The 14,216-nt window shown below is 70.8% G+C and carries 8 protein-coding genes and 1 pseudogene; 1 reads left to right on the top strand and 8 read right to left on the bottom strand.

The annotated features are described in order from the left end of the window. Positions 1-9: 9 nt before the first annotated feature. Positions 10-507 carry an amidohydrolase family protein gene (locus tag ACZ3ZE_RS05895; protein ID WP_467257574.1) on the bottom strand — a complete coding sequence of 166 codons (498 nt, stop codon included), beginning with the start codon at positions 505-507 and terminating at the stop codon, positions 10-12. Between the two features lie 6 nt (positions 508-513). Here ACZ3ZE_RS05895 and ACZ3ZE_RS05890 point away from each other — a divergent pair, with 6 nt between their 5' ends. After that, entirely contained in the window at positions 514-1,098 is a 585-nt protein-coding gene (locus tag ACZ3ZE_RS05890; RefSeq protein WP_467257572.1) for a LysR family transcriptional regulator substrate-binding protein, read from the top strand. Between the two features lie 557 nt (positions 1,099-1,655). Here ACZ3ZE_RS05890 and ACZ3ZE_RS05885 read toward each other — a convergent pair. From ACZ3ZE_RS05885 to ACZ3ZE_RS05855, 7 genes and pseudogenes are all read right to left on the bottom strand, one after another. Then, on the bottom strand, positions 1,656-3,704 hold the full coding sequence (locus ACZ3ZE_RS05885) for an NPCBM/NEW2 domain-containing protein (protein WP_363290722.1): 2,049 nt from the start codon (positions 3,702-3,704) through the stop codon (positions 1,656-1,658). A gap of 802 nt (positions 3,705-4,506) precedes the next feature. Further along, a complete protein-coding gene (locus ACZ3ZE_RS05880; protein WP_467257571.1) occupies positions 4,507-6,309 on the bottom strand; it encodes a glycoside hydrolase family 35 protein in 1,803 nt (600 codons plus the stop codon). A gap of 111 nt (positions 6,310-6,420) precedes the next feature. Then, positions 6,421-9,834 (bottom strand): endo-alpha-N-acetylgalactosaminidase family protein, encoded by a 3,414-nt coding sequence (locus tag ACZ3ZE_RS05875; RefSeq protein WP_467257569.1) that lies wholly within the window; start codon positions 9,832-9,834, stop codon positions 6,421-6,423. A gap of 70 nt (positions 9,835-9,904) precedes the next feature. Next, positions 9,905-10,327, bottom strand: a pseudogene (locus ACZ3ZE_RS05870) (carbohydrate ABC transporter permease); the annotation flags it as partial. 405 nt (positions 10,328-10,732) lie between these two features. Next, the gene (locus tag ACZ3ZE_RS05865; protein ID WP_116157000.1) at positions 10,733-11,434 is read right to left on the bottom strand and encodes a FadR/GntR family transcriptional regulator; all 702 of its coding nucleotides are present in this window, start codon (positions 11,432-11,434) and stop codon (positions 10,733-10,735) included. An 81-nt stretch (positions 11,435-11,515) separates the two neighbouring features. Further along, positions 11,516-12,559 (bottom strand): ABC transporter permease, encoded by a 1,044-nt coding sequence (locus tag ACZ3ZE_RS05860; protein WP_093877969.1) that lies wholly within the window; start codon positions 12,557-12,559, stop codon positions 11,516-11,518. Between the two features lie 2 nt (positions 12,560-12,561). Next, on the bottom strand, positions 12,562-14,148 hold the full coding sequence (locus ACZ3ZE_RS05855) for a sugar ABC transporter ATP-binding protein (RefSeq protein WP_116156999.1): 1,587 nt from the start codon (positions 14,146-14,148) through the stop codon (positions 12,562-12,564). Positions 14,149-14,216: the final 68 nt, after the last annotated feature.

Below are 14,216 nucleotides of genomic sequence, written 5' to 3'. Positions count from 1 at the left end.
GCGAGCCGGTCAGGAGACCTTCAGGGCTCCGGTGTCATGGGCGATGCGACCGCCTACGACGGTGGCCCCCACGGTCAGCTCTCCGATGCGGTCGGCGGGCACGCCAAGCAGGTCGTCACTCAGGACTGAAGTCGGCGAGCACGACCCCGGCGAGAGTGCCCTTGACCCGCTCCTCGTGCACCGCGTACGCCGAACCGACCGTGTCGCGTACAGCGCCTCCCGGGCCGTCACCGCCTCGTCCGGACCGATCGGCGCGCCCGAGGCCGTACGCCGGTTCACCATGTCGTGGATGCTCAGCAGCGGGTCGGAGGCGACCACGGGCGCGTCCGAGGAGCCGGGCAGCACCACGCCGGCGTCCAGGAACGACCGCATCCGGTAGGCGAGTTTCCCTCGTTCGGGGCCCAGCGCGGCCAGCGGCCCGTCACCCGTCTCCGACAGGAACCGGCCCTGTGGTACGGGGATCAGGCCGAGCTCCGCGATCCGGGCGACCTGCGCGTCGCTCGCCACGCCCCCGTGCTCGATCCGGGCGGGGGCCCCGAGGGTCCCGCGCTCCGCGACGCCCTCCAGGAGGAGCCCAGCAGGGTCTTCGACACCTTGTTGCGCCGCGACGCCGACCTGGGCATCTCCACCATCCCGGCCCCGGCCCCGCTGGAGTCGGCCCTCCTGGGGCGCTCGCCGGTCCTCGCCCAGGTGCCCCGCGGCCACCCCTGGAGCGGGCGCACCGAGATCACCCTCGCCGAGCTGGTCACCGAACCGCTGATCCTGATGAGCCGCACCAACATGAGCCGGCTGGTCGTCGACGAGACCGTCGCCCGGGCGGGCCTCACCCTCACGGCTGTCACCGAGACCGGTTCCTCGGCCTTCGCCCAGGCACTCGCCGCCGCCGGCCGCGGCGTCTGCCTGGTCACCGACGAGACCCGCTTCGGCCTCGCCGAACTGACCGTGCGCACGCCCGAGGGTCTGCTGACCGTCCCCTTGTACGCGGGATGGGACCCCGACCACTACGCCCGGTCGGCCATCCGGGACCTCGTCGAGGGGCTGCGCGCCTACCGCGACCACCACGCGCAGCGCTACGCGGGGCCGGACGCGCAGCGGTGACGGGGACGTCGGTTCCCGGTTCCCCTGCGCGCCCTCTGGCGAGACCCCGGCCGACTGGAGGCGGACCCGGGCGCCGAGGCCTTGGCGAACGCCAAGGAGCCGGCCACCGCCCCGCTCCGTGCTCCGCTGCTTTCGGCGGGACACGACGAGGACGGCCGACGCGTCCGCGCGGCCGTGGACGACGTCCCCACCGGACTCGGTGGCGCCGGCATCAGCCTGGAGCGGTGGGTCGTCGACGGGCGGCTGGATGCGGCCTGCCCCATGCCGGCCTCGCCCCGCCGCGCGGGCCTGGCCGTCTCCGCCGTGGCGGCCCGCTCCGGATTCACCGCCCCAGCCACCTTGCCGCCGTTTCCGGGCCGCGTGCGGTGTCACCCCGGGCGAGTGGCGTCGCCGTCGAAGGGGTGTACGCCGCGGAGGCCGCCCCTGACCCGCAGGAGCGGGCGCCCTCGAAATGCCGCCTCAGCTGCTCCAGGTACGGCCCGTACGGTCCGTGCGGGCGGTACGGCCCGTACCTGTCGATCGGCGGAACGGAGCAACGCACCACCGTTCCTCGTCCGTCAGCAGCTCAGCTTCGCGTCCGCCCAGTCGGCGTGGTCGTAACCGATGCCGTCCCCGCCGTCGGTGACCACCAGGTGCACGGTCCGCGCACCCGTGATGTCGGCCTTGAGCGGCTGTGCGGGAGCGTCGTTCGTGAGGACGCCGGTCGACGCGGCCTTCCGGCCGTCGGCCCAGATCTCGAAGGCGACCGTTCCGTGGGCGCCGGACTCGTCGTCGAGGCCGACCAGGGCGCTCACGGTCGTACAGGCGCTGCCGGTGTAGAACTCGACGTCGCTGTGGGCGTGCGCTCCGAGCCCCTTGGCGAAGACCGTGCCGCCGATGGTGAGCGGGCCGCTGTCACCGGCCTGGTTCTCGCCGTTGGCGGCGTCGCGTTCCACCGGTCCCCAGCCGTTGGCGGCCGCGAGCCAGGGTAGGTCGCTCAGGTACGACGTCCCGGCGGGCGGTGCGACCACCACATGGGTCCGGACGGGCAGTACGGACCGCGCGGTGACGCCCAGCGGCGAGCGGTAGTCCGCGGTCAGCGTGAGGGCGTACGCCCCGGTGGGCGTGCCCGCCGGCGCCGTGAGCCGCCACGTGGTCGCCAGCGAGGCACCCGTCGGAACCGTACCGTCGGTGTGGGGCGTGGCTGCCTCGATCCGCCAGCCGGCCGGACCGGTGAGCGCCACGGAGAGGTCCCGCGCGGGGGTACGGCCGAGGTCGGTGACTGTGGTGGTCAACTCCGTGGTCTTGCCGGCTTCAAGGAGCGGAGCGGCTTCGAGAGCGGTTTCGACCGCCGGCGGGTACGACGCCCACGTGTCGTCGACGGAGAGGCGCAGCATCACCGTGCCGTGGGCGGGAACAGTCGCGGAGACGGTGCCGGCGGTGTTGGTGGTGGTGTGCTGCCACAGGTCGCGCACGGTGTAGGCGTCGGCGTCCGGCAGGCCTGCCGCGCGCGCCGTGGTGCCGATGCGCTGGGCGGACTCCGTCTCGTTGAACAGGGCCACGGCGCGACTGCCGTCCGCGAGTTCCTTGACGACGACCCAGCGGCCCGACGAAGAGGACACGACGGTGCCCTGCTTGCCGAGCGGGTCCTGGTCGACGGCGATGACCTCCCGGTTGGCGAGGATCTCGAAGGCGGCCGGGGTGGCCTTGCGCAGGTCGGACCCTATGAGCAGCGGTGAGGCCATCATCGACCACATCGAGAAGTGGGAGCGGTACTCGGTGTCCGTCATGCCGCCGTTGCCGACCTCCAGCATGTCGGGGTCGTTCCAGCGGCCGGGGCCCGCGTACCGCGAGAGCGGCAGGTTCTGCTTCATGATCGACAGCATGCTGCCCCAGCTGTCGTTGATGTCGTAGGTGGTGCGCCAGAGCTGGCCCACGTCGCCGGCCCACTCCCAGGGCTTGTTCTCGCCCCACTCGCAGATGCTGTAGACGATCGGCCGGCCGGTGGCCCTGAGGGCGTCGCGCATCGTGATGTAGCGCCCCTTGGCGTCCACGCCTTGGTTGTTGCAGTTGTCGTACTTCAGGTAGTCGACGCCCCAGTCGGCGAACTGCCGTGCGTCGCTGTACTCGTGGCCCAGCGCGCCGGGGAAGCCGCTGCCGTCGCAGGTCCTGGTGCCGGCGCTGGTGTAGAGGCCGAACTTCAGCCCCTTGGAATGGACGTAGTCGGCGACGGCCTTGATGCCGTGGGGGAAACGGGCCGGGTCGGGCACCAGCTTGCCGTCGGCGTCGCGCTCGGGCAGTGCCCAGCAGTCGTCGATGTTGACGTACCGGTATCCGGCGTCCTTGAGGCCCCTCTCGATGAATATGTCGGCGATCCCCTTGACCATGGTCTCGTTGAACTCGGCACGGCAGTGGGTGGAGTTCCAGTTGTTGAAGCCCATGGGCGGGGTGAGGGCGATTCCGTCGCCCGTCACGGAGGTGGCGGGGACCGGGGCTGGGCCTGGGGCGGCAGTCGTGGCGTCGGCGGTGGCCGGCGCGGCGAGCCCTGCGGCCCCCAGCAGTGTGACGGCGGCCAGTGCCGTCAGGGTCTCTCGGGCCCTGGTGGTGCGGGTGGGTAGACGGCGCATTGTTGCGTTCCTCCGTGCTCCTCGCGTGATGAACGGTCATGCCGACGTCATGGCGCGCTTACGGTAGAGCTTGTGTGACTCTGTTGGAAGAGGGTGGCGCTAGTTAGTCGAGAATGGGCCAAACCCCTGGATGGGTGGCGCAGTTGACTGTGGCAATGGGGTCGAGTGTTTGATTATGTTGAATTGAGGCGCGGGTTGGGGCGCGAGGGAAGTGCCCGGTTCGACCGACGTCGCGAGGTGTCGCGACACGCGACTCAAACCTTCAGGGCGGCGGCACATCGTCCGCCCTCTCCGTCCTCCGCCTGCTGCTCCGCCGATCTGAATCTGAAGACGTGGGAGTTCCGCAGGCGAACCGCCGGACCCGCAGCCCGAGGGTGACATTTCGTCCGGCGCCCGGCACATCAGGGGGAACGCGCAGGCAGGAGCCACGAACACGGTTCGACCAGACCCCGCAAACCGGGCACGGGGCACCGCCCCGGAGTGAGCGCGCGTCGACGCGCACCCGCTCCGCGCGCACGTTCACGGACAGCACCGCGACGTCCGTGACCGACGGGAACGATTGCTCCCTCAGCAGCTCCTTCAGTCGGCGCGGGCTTCCCCCCGAGCTCAGCTTCTGTCGAGCTGCGCAGGCCGGTTCGTTCCTGCCTCGGAATGGCCCGGATCTTGGCCGATCCGCCGAGGCGCGGTCGGGTGCTCCCGTGCGCCCCGCGGGTCGAGGGCATCCCGCGTACGGCCGTCCTCGGGACGATGCCCGTGGCCGGTAGGTCCGGCCCTTCGCGGTAGGTCCGGGATGCGGGACGCGTCAGTACCGGGGTGCCGGCGCCACCGGTCCGAGGTCGGGCTGGTCACGGAGTTCGACGGTGAGGGGCCGGGCGGGGCCGGCGAGGTCCAGGACCAGGATCTCGTTTGTGCCCGCGTGCCACAGGGGTGCCGGGGCGTAGAGGGTGCGCTGGGGACCCTGTTCGGTGCGCAGGCGGCCGAGCAGGAAGCCGTTGAGCCAGACCAGGGTGCGGTGGCTGTCGGGGACGGCGAGGAAGGCGTCGGCCGGCTGCGGCAGGTCGACCGTGGCGCGGTGGAAGACGGGGCCGTCGGCGGTTACCGCGGCGGGGGGCGTGGACAGTGCGGCCAGGTCGTCGAGGGGGAGCACGCGGACGTCCCAGCCGAACAGGTGCTGGTGGTCCAGCCGCACGCCCGCGATCAGGCCCTTGCGGTCGGCCAGGTGGGGACCGTAGTTGACCCGTCCGAAGGGCTCGACGAGGATCTCCAGTTCCGCACCGCCCTCGGGGACGTCCAGCACGACGGTCGGGTTCGGGTCGTCGCGTTCGAGCACGCCGGCCAGGCGCCCGTCGAGGAAGACCTGGGCCAGGTCCCGGACGCCCTCGACGGTCAGTGTGGCGGGGCCGCCGGGTCCGGTGACACGGTGGCGGTAATGGACGAGCCCGCGGTGGTGGCCGAGCTTCTCCATCGGTTCGGGTACGGGACGGTGCGAGGGTGTGGACAGCTGGTCCAGGCTGTCGCGCAGGGCCGCGACCGGGGTGGCGGGGACCGTCTGCGGGGCGACCCTCGGAAGCTGGGCGGGCAGTTCCCTGTCCGGCAGCTTCACATGGCGGCCGATGACTTCGCGGAAGGCGTGGAACTTCTCGGTCAGCTCGCCGGCCTCGCCGATCGGCGCGTCGTAGTCGTAGCTGGTGATCGTGGGCATGTAGCCCGGCTCGGACAGGGTCTTGCCGGTGTGGTTGGCCCCCGCCCACCAGCCGAAGTTGGTCCCGCCGTGGCCCATGTAGATGTTGACCGAACCCCCGGCGGAGAGGATCCCGTCGAGCGCCTCGGCTGCGTCGGCGGCGTCCCGGACGTGGTGGGGGTCGCCGAAGTGGTCGAACCAGCCGTTCCAGAACTCCATGCAGACCAGCGGGGTGTCGGGCCGGAACGTGGTGAGGGCGGCGAAGGCCTCGTCGGGGCGCGAACCGAAGTTGGCGGTGGCCAGCACCCCGGGAAGGGTGCCGCCGGCGAGCATGCGTGCCTCGGGACCGTCGGACGTGAACAGCAGGCAGTCGATTCCCCGAGCGAGAAGGCCGGCCTTCAGGTGCTCCAGGTAGGCCGCGTCGTTGCCGTAGCTGCCGTACTCGTTCTCGACCTGTACGGCGACGATCGGGCCGCCGCGTGACGTCTGGAGCTCGGCGAGCACGGGGATCAGCTGGTCGAACCACTGGTCCACGGCGGCCAGGTAGGCGGGATCCGAGGTGCGCAGCCGCATCGATTCGTCCGCGAGCAGCCAGGCCGGGAGTCCCCCGAGGTCCCATTCGGCGCAGATGTACGGACCGGGGCGGGCGATCACGTCGAGGCCGAGCGCGTCGGCCTCGCGGATGAACCCGGCGACGTCGTGCCAGTCGCCGAAGCGGGCCGGGCCGGGGGTGGGCTGGTGGAAGTTCCAGGCGATGTAGAGCTCGACGGTGTTGCAGCCCATGGCCTGCAGACGCTGGAGCCGGTCGCGCCAGAGCCCGGGGTGGATGCGGAAGTAGTGCACGGCGGCGGAGACCACGCGGTGCTCGTGGCCGCCGCGCAGGAAGCGGTGGCCGTCGACGGTCAGGGGAGGGCGGGTGTTCATGAGGGGTGCTTTCGGTCGTGGTCATGGGCGTGGGGTGCCGGGCACAGCCAGACGGGTGGCAGTGCCCGGCACCCTGTCGGTCACACGTGTGTCAGCGGGTGCCGGCGTCCGTCACGGGTGGCTCCACTGCTGGCTGGCGCCTCCGTCGCAGCGCCGGATCTCCAGCAGGGTGCCGTTGGTCGTGGCGCCGGCGACGGCCCCCAGGCAGCTGCCGGACTCGGCACCCTTGTACGTCTTGGCGGCGGTGTCGTAGGTCCACTGCTGGTTGGCGCCGCCGTTGCAGTTCCACAGTTCGACGCCGGTGCCGTCGGCGGTGCCGTGCCCGATGACGTCCAGGCACTTGCCGAGCGAGCGGATCGTGCCGTCCGCCGCGAAGGCCCAGGTCTGGTTGGCGCCGCCATTGCAGTCCCAGAGCGCGACGCGCGTGCCGTCGGTGGCGTCGCTGTTCGGCACGTCGACGCAGCGGTCGGAGCCCACGCCGGCGATCGGGCCGGAGACGGCGGGTCGGCAGGTCGGCAGGCCGGTGGCCGCGGTGCCGAGGTCGTCCACGACCAGGTTGTCCAGGGTCGCGGCGCCGTTGCTGTCGGTGGCGCTGGTGAGGGACAGGTAGACGTCCCCGCAGTCGCCGACGGTGAAGGAGGTGTCGATGCGGCTGTGCGGGGCCGACCGTACGGGCGGCAGGCTGTCCGTCCAGGGGCCGGTCCACCAGGACGGCACGGGTCCGGGCGCCGGCGCGCCGGTCAGCTTCTCGGTCGTGGTCTGCTCCAGCAGCGTGTCGGTGATCGGGGCGGCGGCGTTCTCGCCGTCGACCTGGAAGCGGTACTGCCCGGCGATGTCGCTCTGGTAGTCCGCCTGCACGCGGTAGGAGTGACCGGGGAGGAAGAGCGAGTACGTGCCGCTGATGGTGTCGCGGGTGTAGCCGTCGTGGGCCTCGGAGAGGATCTCGCTCGGCTCGCCGGGCTTGCCGATCAGGAAGGGGCCGAACCCTCCGCCGGTGTTGTGCTCGAAGTCCTCGGTGTAGGTGTGCCCGTCCGCCCGGTGGGTGGCGCCGGGGTCGGCCATGGCGCGTACGTCGGACCAGAGCACGGTGTCACCGCTGTCGGAGCCGGCGTCGGCCATCAGGTGCAGGGTGGCCGTGGTCGCTCCGGCGGGCTGGGTGAACAGCACCTCCAGGCGCTGGAACCGTTGGCCGCTGAACCGGTTGTTCGCGTCGGTCTGGACCGGGGTCGGCCTGTCGATCCAGTTCTCGACCGGGTCGGCGCCGTTTCCGTCGACCCGGAGCGTCGCCTTGCGGGAGCCGGTCACCGAGACGTACGCGGAGGCGGAGTACGTCTGACCCGGTGTCAGGCCGGTCAGCTTCTGGGTGACCTCGCCGTCGTGCGAGCCGGTGATCCGCAGGTTCTGGAAGCCGTTGGAGTCGGTCACGACGGACACGCCGGACGCGTCCCCGGACGTGGAGGCGGACGTCCAGTCGCTGAGGTCGCGGGTGAAGAACTCCCCGTTCTTGACGATCGTGCCGGTGCCGAAGCCCACCGAGGTGGCGGTGTCGGCGCGCCGCACCGGGGCGCCGGTGTTGCTGCCGTCGGCGTACGTGCCGGCCGTCGGTACGGAGACCGGGGTGCCGGGGTAGATCACGTACGGCGTGTTCGGGTCCAGGTCGAGGGTGACCCGGCCGCCGCTGACCGTGATCTGAGCACCCGCGTCCTTGCCGGTGTCGGAGAGCTTGTACAGGGTGACCGAGCTCTGACCGGACCAGGCCTTGGGCAGCGTCCAGGTCCGTGACTCGGCCGTGTCGTTCCAGGCGTAGATCTTCTGCTGGCCCTGCGGGGACCAGGGGAGGAAGAACTTGTCGCCGTCGCGCTCCAGGGCTCCGTCGCGCCAGATCTGCGGCGAGGCGCCGTTCATCCGGGTGGAGACACCGCCGGTGAACGTGATGGCGCCGTCCTTCCAGTCGGTGATCCGGAAGTGCTGCAGGTACTTGGTCGGCAGGTTGTTGGTGAAGACCTGGGCGATCTCCTTGTTCACCGAGTGCTGGCTGTGCCAGCCCATGAACGAGGCCTTGTTCTGCACGCCGGCCAGCATCGGCTCGCTGTTGTTGATCCAGGCGTCCATGTCGTGGTTGTAGACGAAGCGCAGGATCCGGCTGTTGATGCCCACGTCGTCGTACTCGGCCGAGTCGTGGTACCAGGACACGTACGGGAACATGTACGTCGGGAACTCGGTGTAGATCGGCAGTCCGTGCCGCGCGACGACGTTCGCCTCCTTCCAGGCGTTCCAGTTGACGCTGTCCTGCTGGAAGAACGCGTCGCTGTAGACGAAGCCCAGGTTGGGGACCTCGTGCACCAGGGCGGCGATCCGCTCGGCGTAGTCGCCGCTCGCGAGGTCCTTTCCGGTGTCGAGGCCGAAGGCGGTGTCTCCCCAGATGTACGGGGGCGCGGGGTTGGTCGGGTCGTACGTCTTGTCCCAGCGGAAGGCCTTGCTGCGCGGCGCCTGGCCGACATCGCTGATGTGGACGCCGACGATGGCGTTGTAGGCCGCGGCGCCGTCGACGACGGTGTTGATGTCGGCGAGACCGCCGGCGGCGGTGTTGTAGTGACCTGCGTAGTCGGGGTGGCCGGCGTCGTGGCCCTCGTCCTGATAGCCCTTCAGCTCGATGGACTGGCCGAGACCGTCGGTGTGGAGCGCCGTCTTCTTGATGTCGTCGAGGGTCTTGACGAAGGGGTTCTGCGCCTGGGAGACGAAGTTCATCGCGATCTGGGAGACCACGTTGTTCTTCGTCTGGGCCGCCTGCTCCGGCTCGGTCATGATCTGCCGGTAGGCGACGGCCGCGTCCTGCCAGTCGATGCGGGGGGTGCCATTGGCGTCCCCGGTCAGGACGACCTTCGCCTCCGGCAGGGCGACGACCTTGCCGTCCGGACCACGGTAGGTCCACAGGTCCGAGCCGATGGCCGTCGTGTTGACGCCGGCGGAGCCGGTGGTGCGCACCAACAGGTTGCCGCCGCGGTTCGGGTCCACCGGGTCGCCGAAGGAGGTCAGAGAATTGCTCGTGATGCCGGCCGCGATCGTCGAGTCCGCGACCAGGGCGATGGCCTTGTGCAGCGGTGCGGGGTCCGTCGGCAGTGAGGACACGGCGGCGATGGTGTCCATGTCGGGGCCGGGTGCGTAGTAGGTCTTGTACACCGACGCGTCGGCCACCTGCGCGCCGGGCCGGTCGCCTCGGATCGACAGCAGGTTCAGCCCCGGTATCGCGAGGGTGGAGACCTTCGTCGCGCCGGTCTCGGTGACGCCCGTGACCTTCCAGGACAGGACGGATCCCGACACCGACACCCGGACGTTCAGCGTGACGTCGATCGAGGGGAAACCGAGCACGTAGTCGACGTGATCGGGGGTGATCGTGGACGTCACGGTGGGTGTGAAGGCGGTGCCGTTGACGCTGACCTGGGGGCGGCCGTCGCCATCGGCCCGGCTGCGGCGGGGACGGTACCGCCGAGGGTGAGCAGAGAGGCACTGAGAAGTACGGCGCACGTGGCCCGGGCGCGTGGGCTATCCATGGCTTGCCCTTCTACGGAACGGGACTTCGGGTGGGTGGGGGCTGCTACTTGACGGCGCCCGCGGTGAGACCGCTGCGCCAGAAGCGCTGCAACGAGACGAAGGCGATGAGCAGCGGGACCAGGGAGACGAACGCCCCGGTGATCGGAAGCATCGGCGGCACACCGTTCGCGAACTCCGACCGCCACTGGACCAGGCCGACGGTGACCGGCAGCTTCGAGGCGTCGTTGAGCATGAGCGCGGGCAGCAGGTAGTTGTTCCAGACGCTCACGAACTGGAACAGGAAGACCGTCACCAGCGCCGGCGTCATCACCGGCAGCGCGATGCGGAAGAAGGCCCGCTGCTCACCGGCACCGTCCATGCGCGCGGCCTCCAGCAGTTCGTCGGGGACGGACGCCGACGCGTAGATGCGGGAGAGGTAGACCCCGAAGGGGCTGACGAAGCTGGGGAGCAGGACCGCCCAGTACGTGTAACGGCTCGTCGAGCCTCATCGTCGGCAGGACGTGGTCCTGGTCGGCGGCACCGGCCGGGCAGCGCGGCGGCAGCGGCCGGTGTCACGACCGTCGCCGCAAGGCGCCTGTGGCTGCTTGCTCTTGGGCGGTTCCCGTGGCCCCTCGGCTCTCTCCAGTGCCTCGGAAGGGACTCGTCCGTCGCCCCTGGGAGGCGGGAGGGCCACCGGCGGTGCCGGGCCGCGGCCAGGGGGCTGCGGACATCACCTGCCGAAGAAGACGCCGACGCCGCCCGGACCCGGCTTGGCGAGAACCTGACAGGTTTCCGCGCGTCACCGGAAGGGCGAGACGGGCTGGAAGTCGGTTGGACAGCCCTGCCGGCCGTCCACAGCGCTCGCGCCACAGCGTGTGCCCGACGCGGTCGCTCAGTCGTCGATGGATCCCAGCGAGTTGTCGTCCAGGCCGGCTGCCAGCCACTGCTCGACGGCGCTGATGTGGGTGGTCGCGGTGGAGACGGCGAGCAGCGTGTCCCGTGCCTCCAGTGCGCGGAGGATCTCCTCGTGGTCCCTGTGGGCGTTCTCCAGGGCGTGGCTGGTCCGGCTGCCGCGCATGATGCGCACGCGCTGGGTACGGGTGGAGAGCACGGACAGCAGCATGGACAGCACCGGGTTGCCGACGGCTTCGACGATCCTGAGGTGGAAGGCGATGTCGTGGGCGACGAACTCCTCGACGGTGGCCGCGGAGCGGCACTGGTCGAGGAGGTGCCGCAGTTCCGTCAGATCGTCCGGTTGCAGCAGGGCGGCGGCGAGTCCGGTGGCCTGCGGTTCGAGAAGCCTGCGGACCTGGAGCAGCTGCAGGGCGGTCTGCCCCTGGGAGACGTCGGCCGCGAAGGAGAGGCTCTCCAGGAGCAGGTGCGGCTCCAGGCTGGAGACGTACGTGCCGTCGCCCTGCCGGGTGATCAGGATCCGCATGGCGGTCAGAGCCCGGACGGCCTCGCGCAGCGAGCTGCGGGACAGGCCGAGCTGTTCGGCGAGGACCTCTTCCTTCGGAAGGCGGGAACCGGGTGCGAGTTCTCCGGTGACGATCATCGCCTTGATCTTGTCGATGGCCTCGTCGGTCAGTGCCACGAGCGTGTCTCCAAGCCGGGTGTGTACGGGGTGGCGGCTCCGCCCGCTGCTGGGCCGGGCGGAGCCGTTCGTGGAGTGAGGCTATTCCTGCTTCTCGCCGGAGGCGAAGCGGGAGATGACCAGGGCGACGATGATGATGAGGCCGTTGAGGAACTGGTTCCACAAGGGCGGTACCCCCGCCAGCGTCATGACGTTGACGACGAGCTGGAGGGTCAGTACACCCGTCAGGGCACCGAAGACCGACCCCTTGCCGCCGTTGAGGCTCACGCCGCCGATGACGGTCGCCGCGAACACCTGGAAGATCCAGCCGCTGCCCTGGGTCGCGGAGATGGAGCCGTAGTGGCCGCTGTAGAGGATGCCGGCGAACGCGGCGAGCACACCGCCGACGACGAGGGCGATCCACACGATCCGTTCGACGCGTATGCCGGCGGTGCGGGCCGCCTCGGGGTTGCCGCCGATGGCGTAGAGGGCCCGGCCGTGCCGCAGCCAGGCCAGCGCGCTGCCACCGATGGCGAAGAGCGCCGCGCAGACCCAGATCGCGGCGGGTACGCCGAGCCAGGACGCCTTGCCCAGATAGGTGAACGACGGCGGCAGGTCGATGATGGACTGGCCCTCGGACAGCGCGACCTGGAGGCCGCGCAGCATGGTGAGGGCCCCCAGCGTCACGATGAAGCCGTTGAGGCGCAGCTTGAGGATCAGGAATCCGTTGACGGCGCCGATCAGCGCGCCGACGAGCAGGCACAGGGGTACGGCCGTCCACTCGGGAAGGAGCCCGAGACCGCTGAACCGGCCTCCGCTGGTGGGCAGGACCAGCCAGACGGCGACGAGGGGAGCGACACCGATGGTCGACTCCAGGGAGAGGTCCATCCGCCCGCAGATCAGGATGAACGTCGTGGCGAGGACGAGCAGGCTCAGCTCGGTGGACTGCTGGGCGACGCCGATGAGGTTGTCGGCGGTGAGGAAGGCCGGCGAGACGATGAATCCGATCAGGCCGAGCACCAGGATGGCGGGGACGAGGGACAGCTCGCGGAAGCGGCCGAGGTCGACGCGGCGACGCACGGGGTCCGCTGCGGCCGGCTCCGTCGCGCTCGTCGCGGGCTCGGTGAGATCTGTGGTGGCGGACATGACTACCTTCCGTGCTTGTCGGTGCCGGACGCAGGGGATGCGGTGCCGGGGGCGGCGACGCCCTCGATCGCGGCGACGACGTCCTCGTCCTTCCAACCGCGCGGGAACTCGGCGACCACCCGTCCGTGGAACATGACGACGACCCGGTCGCACACCTTGAGGTCGTCGAGCTCGTCGGAGACGATCAGCGCGGCCTTGCCGCTGTCGGCGACCTGTCGGATCCTGCCGAGCAGGAACTCCTTGGATTTGACGTCGACACCGTTCGTGGGCCGGATGGCCACCAGGACGTGGGGGTCGGTGGCGAGGGCGCGCGCGACCACGACCTTCTGCTGGTTGCCACCGGAGAGGGCGGAGACGGGGGTGGCGGCGCCCGGGGTCTTGATGTCGAGATCCCGGATCATGCGCTGGGCGAAGACCTTCGTCCGGGAGGGCAGCACCGTGCCGAACGGGCCGAGCTGATCGGTGACGGTGAGCGTCGCGTTCTCCGCCACGCTGCGGTCGTTCACCAACCCCTGGAGATGGCGGTCCTCGGGAACCAGACCGACCCCGGCGGCGAGGGCGGACGGCACGCTGCCGGTGCGTACGGTCCTGCCGCCGGCCGAGATCCTGCCGCCCCTGGCGCGATGCAGACCGGCGACGGCCTCGCCCACCTGCACGTTGCCGCTGGCCGCTGAACCGGCGAGCCCCACCACCTCGCCCGAGCGGACCGAGAGCGACAGCTCCTCGCAGGCACCGGGCAGCGTCAGCGCGTCGATCGTCAGCAGTTCCGCCGAGTCGGCCGTCACCGCCGGAGCCCTGCCCTCGGCCACGGGCGTGACGGAGGCGGACTCGCCGGTCATGGCCTCGACCAGCGCTTGGTGGCCGAGCTCGGCCACCGGCGCGGTGAGGACGTGCGCCGCGTCGCGGTAGACCGTGACGGTGCTGCAGAGGTCGTACACCTCTTGCAGGTGGTGGGAGATGAAGAGGAAGGCGACGCCCTGCTCCTGGAGGTCGCGGAGCTTGTCGAAGAGGCGGCCGATGCCACGGGCGTCGAGCTTGGCGGTCGGTTCGTCGAGGATGATGAAGCGGGCGCCGAAGGACAGTGCCCGGGCGATCTCGACGAACTGCCGCTGCTCGACGGTGAGGTCCTTCGCCCGTGCGGCGGGGTCGACTTCCACCCCGTACTCGCCGAGCAACTCCTCCGCGCGGACCCGGAGCTGCTTCCATCGGATGCGCCGCAGCGGTCCGGCGCTCTGCCGGTTGAGGAAGAGGTTCTCGGCGACCGTGAGGTCGCCGATGACCGTGGAGTGCTGGTAGACGCAGGCGACGCGGGACCGCCAGGCGTCGATGTCGCCGAGGGCGGGTGCCGGTGCGCCCGAGAAGCGCAGGGATCCGGTGTCGGGTCGCTGGAGTCCGGTGAGGACGGACACGAGCGTCGACTTGCCGGCGCCGTTGCGTCCGACCAGGGCGTGCGACTCGCCCGCCGCGACGCTGATGCGGGCGTCGCGCAGGGCGACGGTCGCGCCGAACCGTTTGGTGATGCCGGTGGCCTCGGCCACCGGGGCCGGATGCCCGGGGCCCGTCGCCGGGGCGGTCGCGGTGTCCGCCATGGTGGATACCGTCCTTCGTGTGCGGATGCCGGGGTGCTGGGGAACGCGGGGAGCGGTGCGGGGAGAGG

The organism is Streptomyces sp. NPDC023157 (assembly GCF_055560575.1).
Note: the sequence above shows the minus strand (reverse complement) of the source record. Positions and strands in the feature narration are given on the sequence as shown.

Coding starts and splice junctions, on each gene's coding strand:
- ACZ3ZE_RS05885 (WP_363290722.1), bottom strand. CDS start 3,704: ATGCGCCGTCTACCCACCCGCACCACCAGGGCCCGAGAGACCCTGACG.
- ACZ3ZE_RS05880 (WP_467257571.1), bottom strand. CDS start 6,309: ATGAACACCCGCCCTCCCCTGACCGTCGACGGCCACCGCTTCCTGCGC.
- ACZ3ZE_RS05860 (WP_093877969.1), bottom strand. CDS start 12,559: ATGTCCGCCACCACAGATCTCACCGAGCCCGCGACGAGCGCGACGGAG.
- ACZ3ZE_RS05855 (WP_116156999.1), bottom strand. CDS start 14,148: ATGGCGGACACCGCGACCGCCCCGGCGACGGGCCCCGGGCATCCGGCC.